Raw genomic sequence first — 21679 nt, forward strand, 5'->3', positions numbered from 1 at the left:
GGGTTTCCATCAAGGAGAGCATATGGCCGGTGTCACGGGTCTGACATTTCTTGCCCTGTGCCTGCCGTTCATCGGCGCCCTTGCCGCACCCTTTGCCGTCAGGCTGTTCGGCGCCAATGCCGCCTGGTTCCTGGCGCTGTTCCCGCTGCTCTCATTCCTGCATTTCCTTGGTTTCCTGCCGGAGATCGCTGCCGGTGAAGTCGCGACCGGCGGCTATGTCTGGGTGCCCAGCTACAATCTCAGCTTCTCCTGGTTTCTCGATGGCCTGTCGCTCACCTTCGCGCTGCTGATCACGGGCATCGGCACGCTGATCGTGCTCTATGCCGGGGGCTACCTGAAGGGGCACAGGGATCACGGCCGCTTCTTCTCCTTCATCTTCCTGTTCATGGGGTCGATGCTGGGGCTGGTCGTCTCCGACAGCTTCCTGATGCTCTTCATCTTCTGGGAGCTGACCTCGATCACCTCCTTCCTGCTGATCGGCTTCAACCACGAGCGCGAGGCGGCGCGAAGGGCAGCCCTTCAGGCGCTCGTCGTGACCGGTGGCGGCGGGCTCTGCCTGCTCGCCGGCCTGCTGTTCATCTGGAACATAACGGGCGTCACCCAGCTGTCGCTGATCATGGAAGCGGGCGATCTGATGCGCGAGAGCCCGTTCTATCTGGCGACGCTGCTCCTCGTCCTCGGCGGCGCTTTCACCAAGTCGGCGCAGTTTCCCTTTCACTTCTGGCTGCCGAACGCCATGGAGGCGCCGACGCCGGTCTCCGCCTATCTGCATTCGGCAACCATGGTGAAGGCAGGCGTCTATCTACTCTTGCGCCTGCATCCGCTGCTCGGCGAAACGCCCGCCTGGGAAATCCTGCTGCCCTTCTTCGGCGGCATGACGCTGGCAACCGGTGCCGCGCTCGCCATCCGCCAGACCGATCTGAAGCTGAAGCTCGCCTATACGACCGTCTCCTCGCTCGGCCTGCTGGTGCTGCTCACTGGCTTCGGCTCGGAATATGCCATCGAGGCGGCGGTGCTCTATCTCGTCGCCCATTCGCTGTTTAAGGGCGCGCTCTTCATGGTCGCCGGCATTCTCGATCACGAGACCGGCACGCGCGATATCACCCGGCTGAGCGGTCTCGCCTCCGCCATGCCGCTCACCTGCGCCGCGGCCCTTGCCGCCGCCTTTTCGATGGCCGGCCTGCCGCCTTTCTTCGGCTTCCTCGCCAAGGAGGAGATCTATGCGGCGCTGGCGATCGGCGACCTGCGCTCGATCGTCTTCACATCGGTCGCCATCTTCGGCAATGCGCTGATGTTCGCGATCGCCTTCGCCGTCGGCCTGAAACCTTTCATCGGTAAACGCTCGGAAACCCCGAAGCCGCCGCATGAGGCGCCCGTTCTCCTATGGATCGGCCCGACGCTGCTGGCGCTGCTCGGCTTCGTGGCCGCCATCTTCTCCGCTTCCGTCCACCGCTATATCTCGACGCCGATGGCCTCGGCCGTCGAGCACCGCCCGGTCGAGATCACCATTTCGCTGATGCCGCATGTCGGCGTGCCGCTGCTGCTCTCGGTGCTGACCATCGCGCTCGGCTTCGCCATCTATTTCCAGCTCGACCGCAGCCGCCGTCTCGCCGATGCCTTCTTCCGCGCTGCCGGTCCCGGCCCGGATACGGGTTTCGACATCTTCATCTCCGGCCTCGTGCGCTTCGCGCACCGCATTACCGGCATCCTGCAGCCGGGGCGCCTGGAAATCTATGTGACGGCGACCTTCATCCTGCTTGCCGCCATCCTGCTCGTGCCGCTCTATCTCTATGGCGAACTGCCCGCCGGCATCGCCTGGCCGGATCATGTCCGGCTGCATGAATGGGCGGTGCTGCTGCTGGCGGTGATCGGCCTTGCCGCCGTGCTGACCGCCCGCGACCGGCTGACGGCGATTGCCGCGCTCGGCATCCAGGGCTTGTCGGTCGCGCTGATCTTCCTGATGTTCGGCGCCCCGGATCTCGCCTTCACCCAGTTCATGGTCGAGACGCTCGCGGTCGTGATCCTCGCGCTCGTCATGACACGGCTGCGCCTTTCGCCCACGGATCGGCGCCCGCGCGGCCAGCGGCTCCTCGATGCCACGATCGCGCTCGCCTGCGGCCTCGGCCTGACGCTGCTCCTGCTCCGCGCCACCTCCGGCCGCTTCGACACGGCGCTCTCGGATTTCTTCAACACCTATTCGAAGACCATCGCCCACGGCACCAATGTCGTGAACGTCATCATCGTCGATTTCCGCGGCACCGATACACTCGGCGAAATCGCCGTCGTCGCCATCGCGGCGCTGGCCATCATCGCCCTCATCCGCATGCGCGCCGGCACCGAACGCAAACTGGCGCCGCCCAACCCGAAACAGCCGGGGAGGGGGACGTGATGGTGAGGCTAGTTTCTCCCTTCTCCCCAGCGGGGAGAAGGTGCCCGATAGGGCGGATGAGGGGGCCGCTGGCTCGGCGCGCACCGTCTCGTCCGCAACCGTTTTACCGCATGGCCCCCTCATCCGACCCTGCGGGCCACCTTCTCCCCGAGGGGAGAAGGGAAGGCAACAGGGAGGCTCGCCCATGAACACGCTGATCTTCCGCACCATCGCCCCGTTCCTCACGGCCCTGATGCTGCTCTTTTCGGTCTTCATCCTGCTGCGCGGGCATAACGAGCCGGGCGGCGGCTTCATCGGCGGGTTGATCGCGGCCTCGGCGCTCGCGATCTACGGGATCGCCAATGGCGTTCCTGCGGTGCGCCGTGCCATCCGGTTCCACCCGCTCGCCATCGCCGGAGCAGGGCTCTTAATGTCGTCGGTTGCCGGCCTGATCTCCATCTTCGCCGCCGTGCCCTTCATGACCGGGCTCTGGATCTATCCTATGATCCTCGGCGTCGAGGTGCCGCTCTCCTCGGTGATGCTGTTCGATTTCGGCGTCTATTTCGTCGTGCTCGGCGCCATCACCGCCATTGCCCTGACGCTCGAGGAAAGGGAGGTGGAATGATGGAGCCGTTGCTCGCCATTCTCTCCGGGCTGTTCTTCACCGCCGCCATCTATCTGATGCTGTCGAAGTTCTCGATCCGCATCATGCTGGGGATCGCCATCCTCGGAAACGGCGTCAACCTGCTGCTGTTCACCGCTGGCCGCCTGACCCGCGAGGTGCCGCCGATTATCCCCGCCGGTCTCGACACGCTGCCGCAGGGCGCTGCCAATCCGCTGCCGCAGGCCCTGATCCTGACGGCGATCGTCATCTCCTTCTCCTTCCTGGCCTTCCTGCTGGTGCTGACCTACCGCGCCTATCAGGACATCGGCACCGACAATACCGACGAGATGCGGCTTGCCGAGCCGCGCGACGAGCCGGTTCCGCCGGTGGGGTATTGATGATGGGCGTTGTGTGGATCGAAGGCCCTCTCTGCCCTGCCGGGCATCTCCCCCACAAGGGGGGAGAAGACTCGTGGCGGGCTCACCACTCCCTTATCAAGCAGGGCGGCAGCTTCACGCTTCCGGATGACTGCCGGGCGAGCGGACGCGCCCAGCGTTTCTCCCCCCTTGTGGGGGAGATGCCCGGCAGGGCAGAGAGGGCCTTTTTCCAGGCCACAACGCCGCGAGAGGCGCGCTGATGGCGACGCCCACCACTGCAATCGACCTCTCCACCGCCATGCTCACCGCCGCCGTTCCGGCGGGCCACTGGCTGGTCATCCTCCCCGTCGCGCTCTGCATCGTCCTCGGCGCCCTGCTGCTGACGCTGCGCGCCCATGTCCGCCTCCACGCCCCGATCGCCGTCACCGGCCTCGCGGCCCTCGTCGTCATCGACGGGCTGCTGCTGCAGAAGGTCATCGCCGAAGGTCCGGTCACCATGGTGATGGGCCGCTGGCTGCCGCCGTTCGGCATTGCCTTCACCGCCGATCTCTTCGGTGTGCTGATGGCGCTTGCGGCGGCGATCGCAGCACTTGCAGGCAGCCTCTATGCGCTTTCCGATACCGATGCCGGGCATCGCCGTTTCGGCTTCTTCCCGCTGCTGCTTCTCCTGATGGCCGGTGTCAGCGGCGCCTTCCTGACGGGAGACGTCTTCAATCTCTATGTCTGGTTCGAGGTGCTCTTGATCTCGTCCTTCGGCCTGCTGATCCTCGGCTCCGAGCGCCGGCAGATCGACGGCGCGATGAAATATGCGGTGCTGAACCTGATCGCCACGACGCTGTTCCTGACGGCCGTCGGCTATCTCTACGCCATCTTCGGAACGCTCAACATGGCCGACGTGGCGCAGAAGGCGGCAGGCCTTCGCGACAGCGCGCCGCTGGTGACGCTTGCCGCACTCTTCCTCTTCGCCTTCGCCATGAAGGCCGCCGCTTTCCCGGTGAATTTCTGGCTACCCGCCTCCTATCACACGCCGCGCATCGTCGTTTCCGCGCTGTTCGCCGGTCTGCTCACCAAGGTCGGTATCTACGCGCTGATCCGCGTCATGGTCATGCTGATGCCGGTCGAGCGTGAGGAGCTCAGCCTGCTGATCGCCGTGCTCGGCGCCGCAACGACGCTCGCCGGTGCGCTCGGCGCGCTGGCGCAGACCGATATCCGCCGCCTGCTCGGCTATGTCGTGATCTCAGGCATCGGCAATATGCTGGTCGGCATATCCATCGGCACGCCGGGCGGCGTCAGCGGCGCGATCTTCTATGCGCTGCATTCGATCGTGCTGATGGTGGCGCTCTATTTTGCCGCCGGCATTGCCGGTCGCCTCGGCGGCAGCTTCTCGCTCGCCTCGCTCGGCGGCCTTTACCGGGCCCGCGGCTGGTTTGCCGCCGTCTCACTCATCCTGTTCTTCGCCGCCTCCGGCCTGCCGCCGTTTTCCGGCTTCTGGCCGAAGCTGATGCTGGTCAAGGCCTCGCTCGATGTCGGCGCATGGTGGCTGGCGGCATCGCTGCTGGTCGGCGGCTTCCTCACCACCATCTGCTTCGGCCGCGTCTTCCTGCTCGCCTATTGGCGCCCGGCCGGCGAAGCGGCCGCACCCGCAGCAATCGGCTGGACCATGACCGTGCCGCTGCTGCTCCTGACCGCGCTCGTCGTCGCCTTCGGCATCCTGCCGGAACAGCTCCTGTCGCTGACGCAATCGGCGGCCGAAAGCCTCGCCGATCCCTCCGCCTATATCCACTCCGTCTTCCCTGGAGGCGTGCCATGATCGCCTTCCTCTTCAATCTGCTGCTCGCCATTGCCTGGGCCGCCGTCTCCGGCAGCGCCTCGCCGCACAATCTGCTGCTCGGCTTCGTGCTTGGCGCCATCGCGCTCGCGATCGTGCGCCAGTCGATCGGCCGCGGCGCCTATGTCTTCCGTGCCGGCCGCATCCTGTCTCTGGCACTGCTCTTCCTGAAGGAACTGGCGCTCTCGGCCTGGACGGTGGCGCTCACCGTCCTGAAGCCGAGGATGGATATCAAGCCCGGCATCTTCGCCTTTCCGCTCACAGTCGACCGCGATTTCGAAATCACGCTGCTCGCCAATCTCATCACGCTGACGCCCGGCACGCTCTCCGTCGATGTCAGCGACGACCGCCGCACGCTCTATGTCCACGCGCTCGACTGCTCCAACCCGCAGGCCGCCCGCAAGGCGATCGCCGAGGGCTTCGAGCGCAAGATCATGGAGGCCTTCCGTTGATGGAACCGTCAGCCATCGTCGCGCTCGCCGCCAATGTCGCGCTCGCCGTCCTCGGCCTGGCGCTGCTCTTGACCGCCTGGCGCATCATCGCCGGGCCGACGCTATCGGACCGTGTTGTCGGCCTGGATATGCTGACCGGCATCGCCATCGGCTTCATCGCCGTCGTCGCGGTCAAGACCGGATTCACGCTTTATATCGACATCGCCATCTCGCTCGGCCTTGTCGGTTTCCTGGCCACCGTCGCCTTCGCACGCTTCGTGCTGTCGCGCGGCGAGCAGCAGGCGCCGCCCGCCGTCAAAAAGTCCAAGCCCAAGGGCAAGCCGAAACGCAAGACCGCCAAGCCGGGGAGGGCAGGCTGATGGATTATGCGATCGCGATCCTCGTCTCGCTTCTGATGCTCGGCGGCGCCTTTTTCGCGCTCGCTGCGGCGATCGGCGTGCTGCGTCTGCCCGATCTCTATTCGCGCATGCATGCGGCGTCCAAGGCTGGCACAGTCGGTTCCGGACTGCTGCTTCTGGCGGCCGGCACCTATTCCGGGGAATTTGCAATCTTTGCGCGAGCGCTAGCCGGCATCGTCTTCCTTCTACTGACCGCTCCGGTTGCCGCGCACCTCCTGGCGAAGGCCGCGCATGCGACCGGGCACAAATTGTGGGACGGTTCCGTACGTGATGAGATGCGCAAACGATGAGAGTATAAAATACAGGGCGTTAAGCAGTTTTACGCAAATTTTGCCTTCGCTTATGGACTAAAGTCGGGTGCTTGCTTGCAAAATCTTAATGTGCGTCGATTTTTTACGTAGAAATCACGCAAATAAGAATTGGACTTTCGGTAAAACGATGATAATTGAATTGCAAGTAGAGTTCTGATTTCGAATTAGAATCGTTTCGCTTTTCCATCCTTAACATTGATATCCAATGTCTAATTAGGGCTGCGGTCGAAGAGTGCGACGGTATGATTCGGATTCAGGCAGTATTGGGACAGAATTCGGCGGCAAGAATCTAGGGGTGGATTCGCGTTTTAGGACATGCTGCCTTAGGCTGGACTTCTGCTGTTAGCCTCTACGAAGGCGATCTTTTTGCTTCTCGAAGCATAGATCATCCATGCATGCGAACAGGAGAAACAAAATATGACGGATACCGCGACCGGCACTGGGCCGGAATTGCTGGTAGAGCTGACTGCCGATATCGTAGCGGCCTATGTCAGCAATCATGTAGTCCCGGTCACCGACTTGGCCAATCTGATTTCCGACGTGCATTCCGCCCTTAGCAACACGTCCGTACCTCAACCCGCCGCAGCGATCGTAGAAAAGCAGAAGCCTGCTGTTTCTGTCCGCAAGTCCGTTCAGGACGAGCAGATCACCTGCCTGGAATGCGGTGGCAACTTCAAGTCCCTGAAGCGCCACCTGATGACCCATCACAGCCTTTCGCCGGAAGAATACCGCGAAAAGTGGGATCTTCCCGCCGACTATCCGATGGTCGCTCCCGCCTATGCCGAAGCGCGCTCGCGCCTCGCCAAGGAAATGGGTCTCGGCCAGCGCCGCAAGCGCGGCCGCGGCTGATATCAGCGCGCTGTCGATGCCAAGAGCCGGGCTCCCGCCCGGCTTTTTTCGTTTCTGGGCGTTACTATGCGGCGACTGCCGCCTCAACCGGCCGCCGCCCGCGCAGCAGGCAGAGCATGACGATGGCCGAAAGCGAGCAGAACAGGCAGAGCGACAGCACCGCGCCATTGCCGTACTTGCTCATCAGCCAGATGAGAACCGGCGGCGAGGCGGCCGAAATCCAGTTGAGCGGCAGAGCGATCCGCGACAACGCCCTGGCAAATTCGCGCTTGTCGTAAAACACCAGCGGGATCGTCGAGCGCGCCACGGCGAGAGCGCCGCTGCTCGTGCCGTAGAGCACCAGGAAGACGCCGACCGCGACCGGTGAACCCTGCACCGCAAGTAGGATCGCCAGCGACAGGCACAGCATCGCCGACGAGCCGATGCCGATCGCCACCCCATCCCATTTGTTGTCGGCGACGAAATTCACACCGCGCGCCGCGATCTGGATGATGCCGAGCGCCGAGCCGAAGGTCAGCGCCTGCGCCGCACTGAGGCCTTCGCCTTTCAAGAGCTCGATCAGCACCGAGCTGAAACCATAGGTGATGAAGGCATTGAAGACGATGGCCGCCACGATCAGCGCGAAAGTCCGGTCATGGCTGCGCGCCGCAACTGGCGCCGCCGCCACGCCTGAAGGGGCCGCTTCGATGCGTCTGCGCGGCAGGCCGAAGACATAGAGCGGCAGGCAGACGAAAGCCATGACAAGCGCATAGACCTCGCAGGCGCCGCGCCAGCCGATCTCGGCCTGCAGAAACGAGGTGAGCGGCCAGAAGATCGTGCTCGACAGGCCCGTCACCAGCATCAGCGTGCCGATCGCCCGCGCCGCCTTGCGCCCGGCAATCTCGTTGAGCAGGATATGCGCCGGCGTCGTCAGGCTGGCACTGCCCGCGGCGCCGATGATCAGCCATCCCAGGAAATAGCCGGCCGGCGAATGCGCCAGCGACAGGAGAAGAAGCCCGGCCGCCGACCCGGCCGTCCCGGCAATCATCACGGGCCGCGCCCCAAGGCTCGCAAACACCCGCGACAACAACGGCGAACACGCCCCCATCACCACGTAGAAAACCGTCGTCCCGGCAAAGACTTCAGGCATCCCGATCTGAAGATCCGCCGCCATCTGCGGCGCGGCGACAGCCGGAAACCCGACCGCGCCCCAGCCGATCAGCTGGGCGATGGAGAGAACGGCGAGGGGAAGGAGAATACTGGTCTCGATATGGTCTTCGGTCATCAGTGGTATCCGGTCTGCAATTGCAAATCATTAGCAAGTGAAGTGTATCGGTTTGATGACAAGGGAGGGTGGGGGGTGAGAAGGGAGGAGGGAGAGGTGAGTGGGAAGCGTGGAGAGCGGAGAAATTTACATCTCGATTCCCTGTCGCGATGTTCCGGGCGGCTGTGCCTGACGGAGTCGATAGCTTGTACGATGCCTCGCCCACCGCCCTTCACCCGGAGCCCCCTCATCCGCCCTTCGGGCACCTTCTCCCCGCTGGGGAGAAGGGAGGTCGCTACTGGCGCTCCCTTGGGCTACCAGCAGATGGGATCGTCCCTTCTCCCCCGCGGGGAGAAGGTGCCGGCAGGCGGATGAGGGGGCCACACCCAACACCCTTTCCGTCTCACGACGGCATCCTTCCCCCCTCAGCCACGCAACCTCACCCACCCCGCGCATACCGCGCCGGAGGCACCCCCGCATAGCGCGCGAAGGCAACGCTGAACGTGCTTGCCGAGCCGTAGCCGACCCGCTCCGCCACCTCGTCCATTCCCATCTCCCGCCTGCGCAGCAGCTGTTTGGCCAGCGCCATGCGCCAGGCGAGCAGATACTCCATCGGCGGCAGCCCGACGACGCGCTGGAAGCGGGCGAAGAAGGCCGAGCGCGAAAGCGCTGCTTCCGCGGCAAGATCGGCCACCGTCCAGGGGTGGGCCGGGCGCGCATGCAGCGCGTGGAGGGCGGCCGCCAGGCGCTCGTCGACAAGGCCGCGGCTGAGGCCGGGGGCATCCGTTGTTTCCGTCCCGGAGCGCAGGGCCTCGATCAGCAACACTTCGAGCAGCCGCTCCAACACCAGTTCGCGGGCCGGGCGCTTTGCGCGCGTTTCCTCGCCGACCAGCTGCATCAGCGTCGCCAGCCGCGGCTCACCGCGAACGATGACGACGTCTGGCAGCAGCGACACCAGCAGCGCCGCATCCGGCGCGCCGAAGCTGCAATGGCCGATCCGCATGCGCAGATCCGCCGGCCCTTCGAGGCGCCCGGCGCGAAAGCGGCCGTCGCTCAGCTGCGCCGGGATCGTATCCGGCAGATCGGCTGCTCCCTCAGGGCTTTCGTTCACCAGCTCGCGCATCGCCGGCACCAGCACGAAGTCGCCGGCCTCCAGGATGAACGGCGGATCGTCGCCGAATCTGACGCGGCAGGAACCCTCCAGGATGGCGCAATAGAAGGGCTCGCCGGTGGCCTCGCGCCGGATGCGCCAGGCGCCGGCGCATTCCACCAGCTTGGAAAAGCGCGCTGCCGGCTGCAGCAGGGTGACGATGTCGGCAAGCGGATCGATGCTCATGATCAGGACTAACGCTAAAGAAATAGAGACTTCAGCCTATAGTAAGTCTTGTTCCCGGTCACTAGCATCACGGCATTCCTTTTCACATGGAGAAGATTATGCCTACGATTTTGATCACCGGTTGCTCCTCCGGTTTCGGCCTGGAGACCGCTAAACTCTTTCTCGAACGCGGCTGGGACGTCATCGCGACGATGCGCACGCCCGCTGCCAGCCTGCTCCCGGCGTCCGATCGCCTGCGCGTCCTGGCGCTCGATGTCACCGATCCCGCAAGCATCGCGGCGGCGGCTGCGAGCGCCGGGCCGGTCGACGTGCTGGTCAACAATGCCGGCTTCGGCGCCCCGGCGCCGATCGAGCTGACCGACCCCGAAACGGCGCAGTCGCTGTTCCAGACCAATGTGATCGGCACGCTGGCGATGATCCAGGCGGTGCTGCCGCAGATGCGCCAGCGCCGGGCGGGCGTTATCGTCAACGTCACCTCGACGGTGACGGTCAAGACGCTGCCGGTCATCGGCGTCTACCGCGCCAGCAAGGCGGCGGTGAACGCGCTGAGCGAATCCCTCGCCGTCGAAGTGGCGCCCTTCGGCCTGCGCGTCCATATCGTGCTGCCGGGCCGCTCGCCCGAGACCCGCTTCGGCCAGAACGCCCGCCCGCACCTGCGTGGCGCCGATGATCCCGATTACGCGCCGCTGCTCCAGCAATTCGTGAAAAGCGTGCAGGAGGATACCGGCCCGGTGACCCATGCGCCCGATGTTGCCGCAGCCATCTGGCGCGCTGCCACCGATCCCGCCGCGCCGCTGCGCATTCCCGGCGGTGCGGATGCGGAGATCTGGATGGCTGAAGCGGGGTTGTAGGTCGACCGATTGAGCGTCTCACCCGCGGCCCCCTCATCCGACCCTATCGGGCCACCTTTGTAACTTCCCTTTATCCGCTATCGAGGCTGTAATGCCTATCGCGGTGGCGGATGGAAGACCGATGCACCTTTGGGACACCAAGCCCGTGGGAGAGCCTGGGTCTCCGTCCGCCGTTCCATTGAACCCGAACAGTCGCCAGGGCCGCTTGCGCAGGCAAAGCCCGCTTAGGCAAGGATGGGATCCGATGGAGACGATAGTAGGCATCGATGTTTCGAAAGACCGGCTCGACGTGGCGGTGCTTCCGCAGGGCGAGGCTTTTGCGGTGGACAACGACGATGCCGGCATTGGCGAGCTGACCGGCCGACTGAAGGCGATCGGGGCCGATGCGATCGCGCTTGAGGCGACTGGCGGGTTCGAGACGCAAGCTGTGGCCGGACTGTCATCGGCAGGCCTGACGGTGCTCGTCGTCAATCCGGCGCAGGTGCGTGCCTATGCCAATGCCATTGGCCGCAAGGCCAAGACCGACCCGATCGATGCGGCCGTCATTGCCGCCTTCGTGCTGGCGACCAAGCCCGAGATCCGGCCTCTGCGCGATGCCGAGACGCAGGCTCTTTCGGAACTCGTCGCCCGCAGGCGCCAGATCGTGCAGATGATCGTTGCCGAGGAGAACCGGCTGCGTATGGTGTTGGCAAGACAGGCGCAGAAAAGCATCAAGCGCTTGCTTGCGGCCTTGCGGCGCGAACTCGAAAGCCTCGATGCCGATCTCGACGACCATATCCGCAAGTCGCCGATATGGCGGGTGCGCGAGAGCCTGCTGGTCTCCGTGCCAGGCGTCGGGTCGACAACGGCCCGCACGCTGCTGGCCGAACTGCCGGAGCTCGGCAGCCTCGACCGGCGCCAGATCGCCTCACTGGCAGGATTGGCGCCCTGGACGCGGCAGTCGGGCAAATGGAAGGGCAAGAGCTTCATCGGCGGCGGCAGAGGCAAGGTGCGCGCCGTTCTGTTCATGGCCGCCCTCGTCGCAAGCCGTCACAACCCAGGCCTCAAGGCCTTCCGCGACCGGCTCGTCGCCGCGGGCAAGCCGAAGATCGTCGCCATCGTCGCAACCATGCGAAAGCTCCTCACCATCCTCAACGCTATCATCCGGGACGCAAAACCATGGCAAAACGCTTGACGCCAAAGACAGTCGCTCTCCCCTCGGGGAGAAGGTGGCCCGTAGGGCCGGATGAGGGGGCTCCACACTCGAGTCCTGCCGTGACCGCAGTATATAGGAAAATAATCCACAATCTATTTCAACTGGTTAAGCCACCGCGACCCCAAAACCCACCAATCCTCTCCCAACCCACTCTTCCCGCCCCATCATTCTTCAGCTACGGTATATGAATTAATTCCTATTACCCAGGAGTTTTCAAATGCCGCTCAATCAAATCCCTTTGCCCCGCCACCGTCTCGAAACCGCGCTTCGTCCGCTGATCGACGACGAGCCGCCGGCGCCGCCTCCGCCGCCGCGCCCGCCATCGGTCTCGCTCCCCATCCGCACCGTCTGCCGCATCGCCCAGAAGATCACCGCCGAGATGGTAATGATCACGGGCAGCCGTATGCTGGAGCGGCGCGACCGGCGGCGCATGCTCTGCCATGTCCGCCAGATCGCCATGTATGCCTGCCACACCGCGCTGCAGCTCACGCAACAGGACATCGCCGGCGGCTTCGGGCGGCACCGGTCGACGGTGGCGCATGCCTGCATGGTCGTCGAGCAGCGCCGCGATGATGCCGCCTTCGACGATTTCGTCTCGGCGATCGAGCGCACCGTCGTCTCGGTCTTCCGCTTTCCGGAGGTCTCGTCCCATGAGTGAGGCGGCGAACAACAAGGCGATGCTGAAGCTCCTGCGCTTCCTTTCCTGCGGCGAGGCGAAGGTGGAAGGGCAGGGGACGCCGGCACCGGTCCTCCATCGCTCCGGCAGCCGCCAGGCGCTTCCGGCCGCCGTGCTTGCCGAGGCGATCTCCCGCGGCCTCGTTACCGAGACCCAGTCCCGCCTCAGCCTCGCACCCCCGGCCCGCGCCTATCTGCGGCGCGCGCTCGCCGCCCGCGAGGAGGCCTTCCTCGAACAGCACGGCGAGATCGCCACGGCGGTCCGCGATATCGACGGCTCGCCGCAGACTTTACGCGTCAACGAAGCGGAATCGCCGCTCGCGGCGCTCGCCCGCCTGAAGGACAAGGGAGGCGAACCTTTCCTTCCCGCCGAGGCGCTGGCCGCCGGCGAGCGCCTGCATGCCGATTTCACCTGCGCGCAGCTGCAGCCCCGCGTCACCGCCTCCTGGCAGCCGCGCCTTTCCGGCCGCACCAAAGGCGAGCGCGGCGGCATGGCCGATCTCGCCGACAGCGCCATCGCCGCCCGCATCGCCGTCAACCGCGCCATCGAGGCGATGGGACCGGAGCTCGCGGGTGCGGCGCTTGATATCTGCTGCTTCATGAAGGGCCTGGAAACCGTGGAGCGCGAACGCCAATGGCCGGTCCGCTCCGCCAAACTTATGCTCCGCACCGCCCTCCTGGCGCTCGCCCGCCACTACAACCCGCCGCGGCGCAGCGCGCGGATGCAGCATTGGGGCGAGGAGGGGTTCAGGCCGGGGATGGAGACCTGGCCCGCTTGACCTCAACCTAGGTTGAGATGCCAGGCTTTCGCCGATTGGCGCGGAGGCGGAAATGATTGTTCTTGGTGACGAGCAGCTGGCGGCGATGCCGGCAATGGCATTGGCGATCGAGGCGGTCGAGGAGGCCCTGGCGGCAAAGGCCGCTGGTCTCCTCATCGCGCCGCCGCGGCATGCGGTTCCCTTTGCGGGGGCGGGAAGCCTCGTCTTCACCGTCGGAGGGTCGATGGGGGAGCGGGCTCTGGCCGGTTTCCGCGCCTACGAGACCTTCGCCGGGAGCAGGCAGGATCAGGTCGTCGCCGTCTGGTCGATCGCGACCGGCAGGCTGGAAGGCGTCGTCGTTGGCGAACAGCTCGGCGCGATCAGAACCGGTGCGATCGGCGGCGTCGCCATCCGCCGCATGTCCGCCGGGAGCGCGGCGAACGTTGCCGTGATCGGCAGCGGTCTGCAGGCCCGGACACAGCTCGAAGCCGCCTCGATCGTCCGGCCTCTCCGGCAGGTCCGCGTCTTCAGCCGCAACAGCGAAAGATGCCGCGCCTTCGCTGCCCGGATGGGAGCCCGGTTGAAGCTGCCCATCTTGCCCGAGAGTTCGGCGCGCGAGGCCGTAGCAGGTGCCGACATCGTCATCTGCGCCACGGATAGCAGGGTTCCTGTCATCGAGGCCGCCTGGCTGAAACCCGGCGCGCATGTCAATTCCGTCGGCCCCAAGACGGTGGATGGCCACGAGCTCGACCTCGATATCGCCCTCAAGGCGGCGATGGTCGCCACCGATTCCATCGAGCAGACGACAGCCTATGACGCACCGTTCTTTCTCTCCAAGGCTGCTGCTGCCGTGCCGCTTGCCGATCTGAGCGCGCTTGCCGGCAGTTCATCCGCAAGACCGGTGGGGGAGGGCGAAACGACCCTGTTCTGCTCCGCCGGTCTGGCCGGAACGGAAGTCTTCGTCGCCGCCAAGCTGATTGCCGCCTATCGCGATCGGCTGGAAGCGGGCCGCTCAAATACCTGGGGCAGTCATCTTTTTTGATCCGCCATCGCATCCTATATTGCCATTCAGACCATCACCGGACCCACCCGCCTTGCATAAGTTAAATCTTAGCAACACTGGATATTCCTCTCGCGCGGCCTCTTGCGCCGGGGGGCACTGTCGGTTTAAGCCGGTTCGTCACTGTCCGGGCGCCTGCCCGGCCACGTAAGCGTTAACGTCACTCAACGCGTATGATCGAACGGCTCTGCGGCTTCGATCTGCGCGACTGTGTCCTGCGGATCGAGCTTTATGAGCCCCTGAAGGACAAGATGGATACCAACGCCAAGGATATTTCTGCCCCCGAAATCGAACGTGTCAGGCATGAGCTGCGCCGCCGCTCGCTGGTCGCCGAGAGCGTCACCGACATCACGCCCGGCATGCGCCGCCTCGTGCTCACCGGCGAAGACCTCGCCGATTTCGTCAGCCTCGCGCCGGATGACCATATCAAGGTCATCGTTTCAGGCGCCGATGGAGAGGAAGAGCGCCGCGACTATACCCCGCGCCGCTATGACAACGCCGCCCGCAGCCTGACCATCGATTTCGCCTTGCACGAGTCTGGCCCGGTCACCCAATGGGCGATCGATGCCAAACCCGGCACGACGCTCGAAATCGGCGGCCCGCGCGGCTCGGCTGTCATCTCCGACAAGGTCAGGCGCTGGCTGCTGGTCGGCGACGAGACCGCGCTTCCGGCGATCGGCCGGCGCATCGAGGAAAGCGGTGAGGGCACCGTCGTCACCGTGCTCGGCGCCGTTACGGGGCCGCAGGAGCAGCAGAGCTTCGAAACGGCGGCTGAGCTCACCACCCGCTGGGTTCACCGCCCGCTCGATGCTGCGACGGATGCCGCACCGCTGATCGCCGCGCTGAGCGGCATCGATATCGCGCCGCAGACCCTCGTCTGGGTCGCCGGCGAAGCCTCGGTGGTCCGCGCCATCCGCGCCTATCTCACCGAAGAGCGCGGCTACCCGCTCGCCTGGATCAAGGCCTCCGGCTACTGGGTGAAGGGCAAGGCCGATACGACCGAAAAGTTCGGCTGAGACACCGGCTGAGGGGCGGGCGCCACGCTCGCCCCTGCCGTTTCTAGGGTGCCAGATTGCCGGTCAGGAATTCGCCGAGCGATTTCGCTTCCGCCGAAAGCCGTGCCCGCCCTTTCACCAGCGCCAGTTCCGATGCCGGTTGCGGCTCGAAACCATCGGCGGCCGAAAGCGGCCGGTGCTCCGGCAGAACCGCATCCGATGGCAGCAGGCTGATGCCGAGACCGGAGGCGACGGCCGCCTGCACGCCCATCAGCCCCTGGCTGGTATAGGCGATCCGCCAGCGCCGTCCGCTGCGCTCGATGGCGCGGATTGCCCGCTCGCGGTAGATGCAGCCGACCGGGAAGACCGCCAGCGGCACCGGATCGCCCTCCGCCGCCCGCGTTTCACCCTCCACCCAGATTAGCTCTTCCTTCCAGCTTGCGAGTGCCGCGCCATCGCCCGGCTCCCGCTTGATCAGCGCCAGATCGATCTCGCCGGCTTCGAGCAGCCGGCGCAGCTCCGTGCTCCAGCCGCTCACCGTATCCAGCCGGATATGCGGCGATGCGGCCGAAAAGCCCGAGAGCAGGCCAATCAGCCGCCGCCCGGCAAAATCCTCGGGCACGCCGAGCCGCACCGTGCGCGGCGCCGCCGGCCTGCGCATCGCCTCGGCCGCTTCCTCGGCGGTCGAAAGCAGCCGCCGGGCATAGCTGAGCAGCAGCTCGCCCGCCTCCGTCGTCTGCACCCCGCCCGTCGTGTCGCGCAACAGCAGCGCATGGCCGATATTGGTCTCCAGCTTCTTCACCTGCTGGCTGACCGTCGATTGCGTCAGATGCACCCGCTCGGACGCCCGGGTGAAGCCGCCGGTATCGACGACGGCGGCAAAGGTCTTGAGGAGATCGAGATCGAAACCGTAGCCCATTTGATTTTTCACTGAGGGAAATTTTCTTATTTAATTTCTCAATGGTGCCGGCCTTTGTCAATCTGCCCCCACACAAGGAGACGACGGATATGACCCTTCCCGGAAACCGCCCGAGCTGGCTGACCTTCGATTGCTACGGAACGCTGATCCAATGGGACGAGGGCCTGCTCGCCGCCATGGACAGGATCCTGTCAGCGAAAGGCGGCGATATCGATCAGACCGCCTTCATCGCCACCTATGACCGCCACGAACACGCGCTGGAAGAGGAGCGTCCGCACCGCTCGTTCAGGGAGGTCAGCGCCATCGCGCTGGAGCGGGCGATGGGCGAATTCGGCCTCGCCTTCACCCCTGACGATGCCGAAATCCTGACCTCCTCGATCGGCAGGATGCCGCCATTCCCCGAAGTGGTGGAGACGCTGCGGCGCCTGAAGGCGGCGGGCTTTCGCCTCGCCATCATCTCCAATACCGACGATGCGATCATTGCGGACAATGTCGCCCAGCTCGGCGGCCATGTCGACCGCGTCATCACCGCAGAGCAGGCCGGCGCCTACAAGCCCACCACCCAAATCTTCCATCATGCCTGGAAAGAACTCGGCATCGGCATGAATGATCTCGTCCATATATGCGCAAGCCCGCATCTTGACCTTGCCGCCGCCCGCAGATTGGGCTTTCGTACCGTCTGGGTCGATCGCGGCACCGGGCGCAAGCCGCTCAGCGATTACAGCGCCGATGCGGTCGTCCCCGATCTCGAAAAGGTACCCGGCGTGCTCGCTGCCGCCGGCTGGATGTAACCGCTGCTCAGGAGGCAAACATGGCTCACGAACTGAACATCACCAATGGCGGGCCTGCCCTCCTGCGCAATGTTTCGCTCGATACCGAAGAGATCTGGAAGGCGCGCGCCGATCTCGCCGCCTGCCTCAGGATGGCGGCGAAACTCGGCCTGGAGGAGGGGATCTGCAACCATTTCTCCGCCGTCGTCCCCGGCCATCCCGATCTCTTCATCGTCAACCGCCTCGGCTGGGCCTTCCAGGAGGCGACGGCCTCCTCGCTGCTGATCTGCGATTTCGACGGCAATGTCGTCGCCGGTGACGGCGTGCCGGAGGCGACCGCCTTCTATATCCACGCCCGCCTGCACAAGATGTCGCCCCGCGTCGGCGCCGCCTTCCACACCCACATGCCGAATGCCACGGCGCTCAGCATGGTCGAGGGCGAGCCGCTGGTCTGGGCTGGCCAGACCGCGCTGAAATTCTACGGCCGCGTCGCCGTCGACGAGAATTACAACGGCCTGGCGCTCGACGAACGCGAAGGCGACCGCATCGCCGGCGTCCTCGGCGGCAACGACATCCTGTTCATGAAAAACCACGGCGTCATGGTCTGCGCTCCCAATATCGCCGAGGCTTGGGACGATCTCTACTACCTCGAACGCGCCGCCGAAGTGCAGCTCAAAGCCATGAGCACCGGCCGCCGCCTTCTGCCTGTTTCCACAGACGTGGCAGCCGCCGCGGCACGGCAGATGCGCGAGGGGGACCCGGAGAGTGCGCGCATGCACCTGGAAAGTGTCAGGCGGGTGCTGGACCGGGAGGGGTCGGGCTATCGGGATTGAGGGAGAGGGTGCCGGCGATTGATGTGACGGAGCTTTGGGCCAAGTATCCTTACTGGTTAGACAGTGACTGATAACCAGTCGGAGGCTGAGGCGGGATGAATCCAAGCATAGCGGTAACAACACTTCGGGCCATGCCAACCACGGCAAGGACTTCGTCGCGGCTTAGGAACACGTCAGCGTGAGCAAGAGGATTTCGATGGAGCTTCGACATCTGCATTAGCGATTCCCACACCTTTTCATCGCCGTAGGCCTTGGCTTTTAGTTCACGAGCCAAATAGCCAATTGTTCCAGGCGCAGGCACCTCCACACCGTTCGATGCCACGCCCCAATATCGACGGAGCACTGCTTCAACGATCCTGAATGTGTGGAAGCCGCATGCTGTATAGGCCTCATAAGCAAGACAACGTCCGCACTCCATAGCGTCATTATAAGTTTGCGGGACTTTCTCCACCATATCACGCGGGAAAAGCCCTACGCCGGAATCAATCAAACGCTCCGTATCGTAGTTTTCTTTTTGCGTAATAAGATAAGAGGGAAGCGACGCAAGTTCCGCGATAAATATCGTTCGGAATTGCTCGTAAGTATTCTTTATTACCCACACATCGTAGTCCGTGAGCTTATAGTCCATAGGATAGACTTCTGCATCAGTGTATTGTCCTGCTCTTTCTGCGAATTCAAACGCCTTTTGACGCGATATTCGTAGGTGACCCGCATAGACACTTTTGTTGAACAGCGTCTCGACTTGGGATTTTCCGTTGAATAGAACATACCAAGTATCATTGACGGTCGTTCCTGGCGACAGATTTCGCACCCCATCTAGCCCTGCCAGTGTATCCAGCAACCAAGGTATGGTGACTCTCTGCACACGCCTCTCCCTCTTTTAACGAAGGGTTGTATTGTAGCAGGCGTAATACTTCTTAAAAGGGTCAGCGCCGCGCGGGCCTCTGTATTCACATATATTGTTAACCAGATCCCGGCATCTTGAGCTGCATGGGACGCCCGCCACTAAACCTCGCCAGGATGCACGCCAACCTCCAGCCGGAGGATCTGCTTCGCATTGATGCGATCGTCGGGCCGCACGGTCGATCCAAGTTCATCCGCGATGCCATCCGCATGCAGCTCGATCAGATCGCGCCAGGCGACGAAAAGGCAGGCGAGCCATACTTTGAGGATGACGGCCTGCACGAGCCGCACCTATCAGCATCCGGCCGCGCCACCGTCTTCCGCGTTCTGCGCAAGAAGCGCCGCAGTCTCGATGAGTTGCAGCGCGCCTTTGGCTTCGATGATCCGATCGATTTCCTGCACGCCCTGCTCGGCTTCAAGCCGCTACCGAACCGGGCTGCAAGCGTGGTGGTTGCGGAGCTGCTCTCGAAAGGATGATATACGTGCTGCCATCGCAGACAGACGGCCTAGGGATATTCCTAGCATTCTTTTTCTACGTTGCTGTTTTTCAAGGCATGCGGTTTGGCGGCCAAGGCTTCTTCGCCAGTCTTCTATGGCCAGTCATGCTTGGTACCGCCATTGGCGAAATATTGAAGCAGCACGATGCTCGACTGATGTCGAACAGACGAGACACCGACCCTTGATAAACGGCCCACAGAAGATGATGGGGCGGTGGGGTCCTGCCGGCTGAACAGCAGTCCATTTCGTGGTATAGGCGATGCTTTCGCATCATTGATCCCGCTTCCGCGTACTGCGAGTGGCTGCTGCCAAGTCATCCATCCACTTACGCTTGCCATGTTCGTAATTCAATACGGCGAAGACCGATCCGTAGCCAATCATGAGGGTGTCGCCGGACTGGAAATATTCGATGGTTGCTATGAAAGGAAATGTCACCAACGTAAGGGTATAGACGTGCATTAACTTAGTGATGACGCCTTCCGTAGCCTTCGGCACGATGAAGACGCTGTACAATAGACATAAAACCAGCATCACCTTTTCGCTTGGGTCAAAGCTGTACGAGACGGCGATAAGCACGACTATCGGCGCGGCGAAAAGGATGGCCTTCCGCGATAACGGCTTTCTCCATATACGCCCGATCTGCTCAGGGTTGAAGACCTTCTGAAAGTTCACCGCCGCTCCGCCAAAGTAGATACTTATTGCAGACCGGCTCAGGTAGGGTTGAGCCACCACTGGTCCTTTCGTCGCATGGTGTGCTCTTGGCATGCGCGATGGGGAGCGGTTATTGTGTTGCTTGGTCCATAACTGCATATCTGCTGGGAACGTCGCTGCGAGATTCAGATGAGCAAGTTGAATATCTACCGAGCGTTTCTGCTGACTATGCTGATGAGCGCTGCATATGGTTGGCCAATCATCGGGATCGTCATTATAGGCTGGTGGGCAGGTGCCTTGATCGGCTTTTTGACAAAGCGCGCTACTCCACCCGAGTGGCAAAATCAGGCCTTTCAGATCGGAAACAGCGCCATACTGGCCCTTTTGAGCGTGTGGCTTGGCCTTTGGAATGGCTTCTACGTCTGGAAAGGTCTGAACCACGAGTATTGGAACAAAAGTTAAATAGGCCGCCCATTTCTGCACGCGAAAAGAGCAAACGCTGCTGGCACGATCTCAAGAGAAAATGACAGCTTCTGGCGCAAGGCAGACCTGATCATACCCCACCGCCCTGTGCCTGGAGAGCAACCCACCTCCCTCATTCCTGTTGCCTTAGGGCTGCGCCCACGGGACGTCACAGGAATCCAGTCAGCCCAAGTCCTTGGGCTGAAACGACTCTTTTGCCGCTTACGCGAAGGCGGCCGCACAGCACGACGTAGCGCTCTGGCGACAGCCGTGGCCGCCCCACACCTCCACGTCACCCCGCATCAGTTGATAATCTCGGCCCGTTCATCTGAAAGCAGCACGGCCAGCCGTTCTCTCCACGCCTGCAGGGCTTCAGGCGTCAACCTTGTCCACTGCGTGATTTCGCCGATGACCTTGAGCGGTGCGCGGCTGCGGTAGGACCGGGTCGGGTTTCCGGGGAATTTCTTGTCTGTCACATTCGGGTCGTTCTCGAATGGCCCCGTCGGTTCCACAGCGTAGACATGCGGAATGCTGCCGCCTTTGATGAGTTCGGCCGCAATTTCGGCGGCAAGCCCGGCGCCGTCCACAAGGCTTGTGAAATAGATATGGTTCATGACGACATCAGGATGGTAATTCGACCTGTACCCCGCGGTGAGCAGATCACCCGCGCGCAAGGCCGCGACTGTGCCATGAAAGAAAGGTCCCTCGTCGAGCACGTCCGTCATCGCAATCCTCCTTCGCTTGTTCCTGTCCTTCTAGTCGGCGGGCCAAGCCGTGCCAACGTCCCCTCTGGCTGAGCCTCCACCTTTCACATTGCCTCCGTGGAAGCCCCCGTCATATCCTGATATCCTGTTGCAGCATCGAACTGTTAGGGAATCCGGATGGACACCCCTCCGATCATTGTCGACTATGCAGAGGTCATCCAGACCTCGCTTGCCCCGGTTTTCCTGCTCGCCGGCACCGCGGCCTTTGTCGGGATCTACGTCACCCGCCTGGGGCGCGTCTCGGACAGGCTGAACGAGGTGACGGACACCCACCTGCCGCGCGAAAACCGCTCGCGCCAGCTCGTCTATCTCCGCAGCCGGACCTTGATCCTCGAGGCCGCGGTCATCCTTGGCGTCTTCGCCGGTATCTGTACCTGTTGCGCAATCCTCAATCTTCTCTCGGGCGCGCTTGCCGTGCGTCTCAGGCCAGAAAATCTGGTGTGGTTCTTCGGCGGCGCCATCGTTTCGCTGATGGCCTCGCTGGCCGCCTTCCTGCTCGAGCTCCTCGTCTCCGGCCACAGCATGCTGCGGCAGATCAGGATGGATCGCGATCAGGGCGTTTGAGGGCGCGCCGCCATC

At 63.5% G+C, this 21679-nt stretch carries 24 protein-coding genes; 18 read left to right on the top strand and 6 right to left on the bottom strand.

From position 1 onward, the window contains the following. Positions 1–22: 22 nt before the first annotated feature. The 8 genes from ACEN84_RS14075 (at position 23) to ACEN84_RS14110 (ending at position 7187) form a co-directional block, all read left to right on the top strand. Positions 23–2389 (top strand): putative monovalent cation/H+ antiporter subunit A, encoded by a 2367-nt coding sequence (locus ACEN84_RS14075; RefSeq protein ID WP_413711213.1) that lies wholly within the window; start codon positions 23–25, stop codon positions 2387–2389. Positions 2390–2573: 184 nt separating this feature from the next. Further along, a complete protein-coding gene (locus tag ACEN84_RS14080) occupies positions 2574–2993 on the top strand; it encodes a Na+/H+ antiporter subunit B (protein ID WP_413711214.1) in 420 nt (139 codons plus the stop codon). Further along, positions 2990–3370, top strand: a complete 381-nt coding sequence (locus ACEN84_RS14085; RefSeq protein WP_413711215.1) for a Na+/H+ antiporter subunit C — start codon at positions 2990–2992, stop codon at positions 3368–3370. The genes ACEN84_RS14080 and ACEN84_RS14085 overlap by 4 nt, the downstream gene beginning before the upstream one ends. Positions 3371–3608: 238 nt before the next feature. Further along, on the top strand, positions 3609–5159 hold the full coding sequence (locus tag ACEN84_RS14090; RefSeq protein WP_413711216.1) for a Na+/H+ antiporter subunit D: 1551 nt from the start codon (positions 3609–3611) through the stop codon (positions 5157–5159). After that, positions 5156–5629, top strand: a complete 474-nt coding sequence (locus ACEN84_RS14095) for a Na+/H+ antiporter subunit E (RefSeq protein WP_112719168.1) — start codon at positions 5156–5158, stop codon at positions 5627–5629. Before ACEN84_RS14090 ends, ACEN84_RS14095 begins: the two co-directional genes overlap by 4 nt. Then, positions 5626–5988: a cation:proton antiporter gene (locus ACEN84_RS14100; RefSeq protein ID WP_413711217.1), complete on the top strand. Its 363-nt coding sequence runs from the start codon at positions 5626–5628 to the stop codon at positions 5986–5988. Before ACEN84_RS14095 ends, ACEN84_RS14100 begins: the two co-directional genes overlap by 4 nt. After that, on the top strand, positions 5985–6317 hold the full coding sequence (gene mnhG / locus ACEN84_RS14105; protein ID WP_112719267.1) for a monovalent cation/H(+) antiporter subunit G: 333 nt from the start codon (positions 5985–5987) through the stop codon (positions 6315–6317). The genes ACEN84_RS14100 and mnhG overlap by 4 nt, the downstream gene beginning before the upstream one ends. A gap of 438 nt (positions 6318–6755) precedes the next feature. Then, positions 6756–7187, top strand: coding sequence for a MucR family transcriptional regulator (locus ACEN84_RS14110; RefSeq protein WP_112389884.1), 432 nt, complete (start codon positions 6756–6758; stop codon positions 7185–7187). A 64-nt stretch (positions 7188–7251) separates the two neighbouring features. Here ACEN84_RS14110 and ACEN84_RS14115 read toward each other — a convergent pair whose 3' ends face one another. Both ACEN84_RS14115 and ACEN84_RS14120 read right to left on the bottom strand, forming a co-directional pair. Then, positions 7252–8451, bottom strand: a complete 1200-nt coding sequence (locus ACEN84_RS14115) for an MFS transporter (RefSeq protein WP_413711218.1) — start codon at positions 8449–8451, stop codon at positions 7252–7254. A 418-nt stretch (positions 8452–8869) separates the two neighbouring features. Beyond that, on the bottom strand, positions 8870–9766 hold the full coding sequence (locus ACEN84_RS14120; RefSeq protein ID WP_413711219.1) for an AraC family transcriptional regulator: 897 nt from the start codon (positions 9764–9766) through the stop codon (positions 8870–8872). Between the two features lie 98 nt (positions 9767–9864). Here ACEN84_RS14120 and ACEN84_RS14125 point away from each other — a divergent pair, with 98 nt between their 5' ends. From ACEN84_RS14125 to ACEN84_RS14150, 6 genes are all read left to right on the top strand, one after another. Further along, a complete protein-coding gene (locus ACEN84_RS14125; RefSeq protein WP_413711220.1) occupies positions 9865–10617 on the top strand; it encodes an SDR family oxidoreductase in 753 nt (250 codons plus the stop codon). 244 nt (positions 10618–10861) lie between these two features. Continuing rightward, positions 10862–11791, top strand: a complete 930-nt coding sequence (locus tag ACEN84_RS14130) for an IS110 family transposase (protein WP_413710052.1) — start codon at positions 10862–10864, stop codon at positions 11789–11791. 238 nt (positions 11792–12029) lie between these two features. Further along, positions 12030–12470 carry a helix-turn-helix domain-containing protein gene (locus ACEN84_RS14135; RefSeq protein ID WP_413711221.1) on the top strand — a complete coding sequence of 147 codons (441 nt, stop codon included), beginning with the start codon at positions 12030–12032 and terminating at the stop codon, positions 12468–12470. After that, the gene (locus ACEN84_RS14140) at positions 12463–13266 is read left to right on the top strand and encodes a DUF6456 domain-containing protein (protein WP_413711222.1); all 804 of its coding nucleotides are present in this window, start codon (positions 12463–12465) and stop codon (positions 13264–13266) included. The genes ACEN84_RS14135 and ACEN84_RS14140 overlap by 8 nt, the downstream gene beginning before the upstream one ends. 52 nt (positions 13267–13318) lie before the next feature. Beyond that, on the top strand, positions 13319–14287 hold the full coding sequence (locus ACEN84_RS14145; protein WP_413711223.1) for an ornithine cyclodeaminase family protein: 969 nt from the start codon (positions 13319–13321) through the stop codon (positions 14285–14287). A 269-nt stretch (positions 14288–14556) separates the two neighbouring features. Continuing rightward, positions 14557–15321 (top strand): siderophore-interacting protein, encoded by a 765-nt coding sequence (locus ACEN84_RS14150; RefSeq protein WP_413711306.1) that lies wholly within the window; start codon positions 14557–14559, stop codon positions 15319–15321. 43 nt (positions 15322–15364) lie between these two features. Here ACEN84_RS14150 and ACEN84_RS14155 read toward each other — a convergent pair whose 3' ends face one another. Further along, a complete protein-coding gene (locus ACEN84_RS14155) occupies positions 15365–16219 on the bottom strand; it encodes a LysR family transcriptional regulator (protein ID WP_413711307.1) in 855 nt (284 codons plus the stop codon). 89 nt (positions 16220–16308) lie between these two features. Here ACEN84_RS14155 and ACEN84_RS14160 point away from each other — a divergent pair, with 89 nt between their 5' ends. Continuing rightward, the gene (locus ACEN84_RS14160) at positions 16309–17010 is read left to right on the top strand and encodes a haloacid dehalogenase type II (RefSeq protein WP_413711224.1); all 702 of its coding nucleotides are present in this window, start codon (positions 16309–16311) and stop codon (positions 17008–17010) included. A gap of 20 nt (positions 17011–17030) precedes the next feature. Further along, on the top strand, positions 17031–17822 hold the full coding sequence (locus ACEN84_RS14165; RefSeq protein ID WP_413711225.1) for an aldolase: 792 nt from the start codon (positions 17031–17033) through the stop codon (positions 17820–17822). A gap of 49 nt (positions 17823–17871) precedes the next feature. Here the strand turns inward: ACEN84_RS14165 and ACEN84_RS14170 are convergent, their stop codons facing one another. Further along, positions 17872–18687 (bottom strand): hypothetical protein, encoded by an 816-nt coding sequence (locus ACEN84_RS14170; protein WP_413711226.1) that lies wholly within the window; start codon positions 18685–18687, stop codon positions 17872–17874. A gap of 155 nt (positions 18688–18842) precedes the next feature. Between ACEN84_RS14170 and ACEN84_RS14175 the strand changes: the two genes are divergently transcribed. Continuing rightward, positions 18843–19202, top strand: a complete 360-nt coding sequence (locus ACEN84_RS14175) for a ribbon-helix-helix domain-containing protein (RefSeq protein WP_413711227.1) — start codon at positions 18843–18845, stop codon at positions 19200–19202. Between the two features lie 291 nt (positions 19203–19493). Here ACEN84_RS14175 and ACEN84_RS14180 read toward each other — a convergent pair whose 3' ends face one another. Both ACEN84_RS14180 and arr read right to left on the bottom strand, forming a co-directional pair. Then, entirely contained in the window at positions 19494–20357 is an 864-nt protein-coding gene (locus tag ACEN84_RS14180; RefSeq protein ID WP_413711228.1) for a hypothetical protein, read from the bottom strand. Between the two features lie 281 nt (positions 20358–20638). Next, on the bottom strand, positions 20639–21067 hold the full coding sequence (gene arr / locus ACEN84_RS14185; protein WP_413711308.1) for an NAD(+)--rifampin ADP-ribosyltransferase: 429 nt from the start codon (positions 21065–21067) through the stop codon (positions 20639–20641). 150 nt (positions 21068–21217) lie between these two features. Here arr and ACEN84_RS14190 point away from each other — a divergent pair, with 150 nt between their 5' ends. Continuing rightward, a complete protein-coding gene (locus ACEN84_RS14190; RefSeq protein ID WP_413711229.1) occupies positions 21218–21664 on the top strand; it encodes a DUF2721 domain-containing protein in 447 nt (148 codons plus the stop codon). The last annotated feature ends 15 nt before the right edge of the window (positions 21665–21679 follow it).

It is taken from the genome of Rhizobium sp. Rhizsp82, from assembly GCF_047325115.1.
Lineage (GTDB): Bacteria > Pseudomonadota > Alphaproteobacteria > Rhizobiales > Rhizobiaceae > Rhizobium.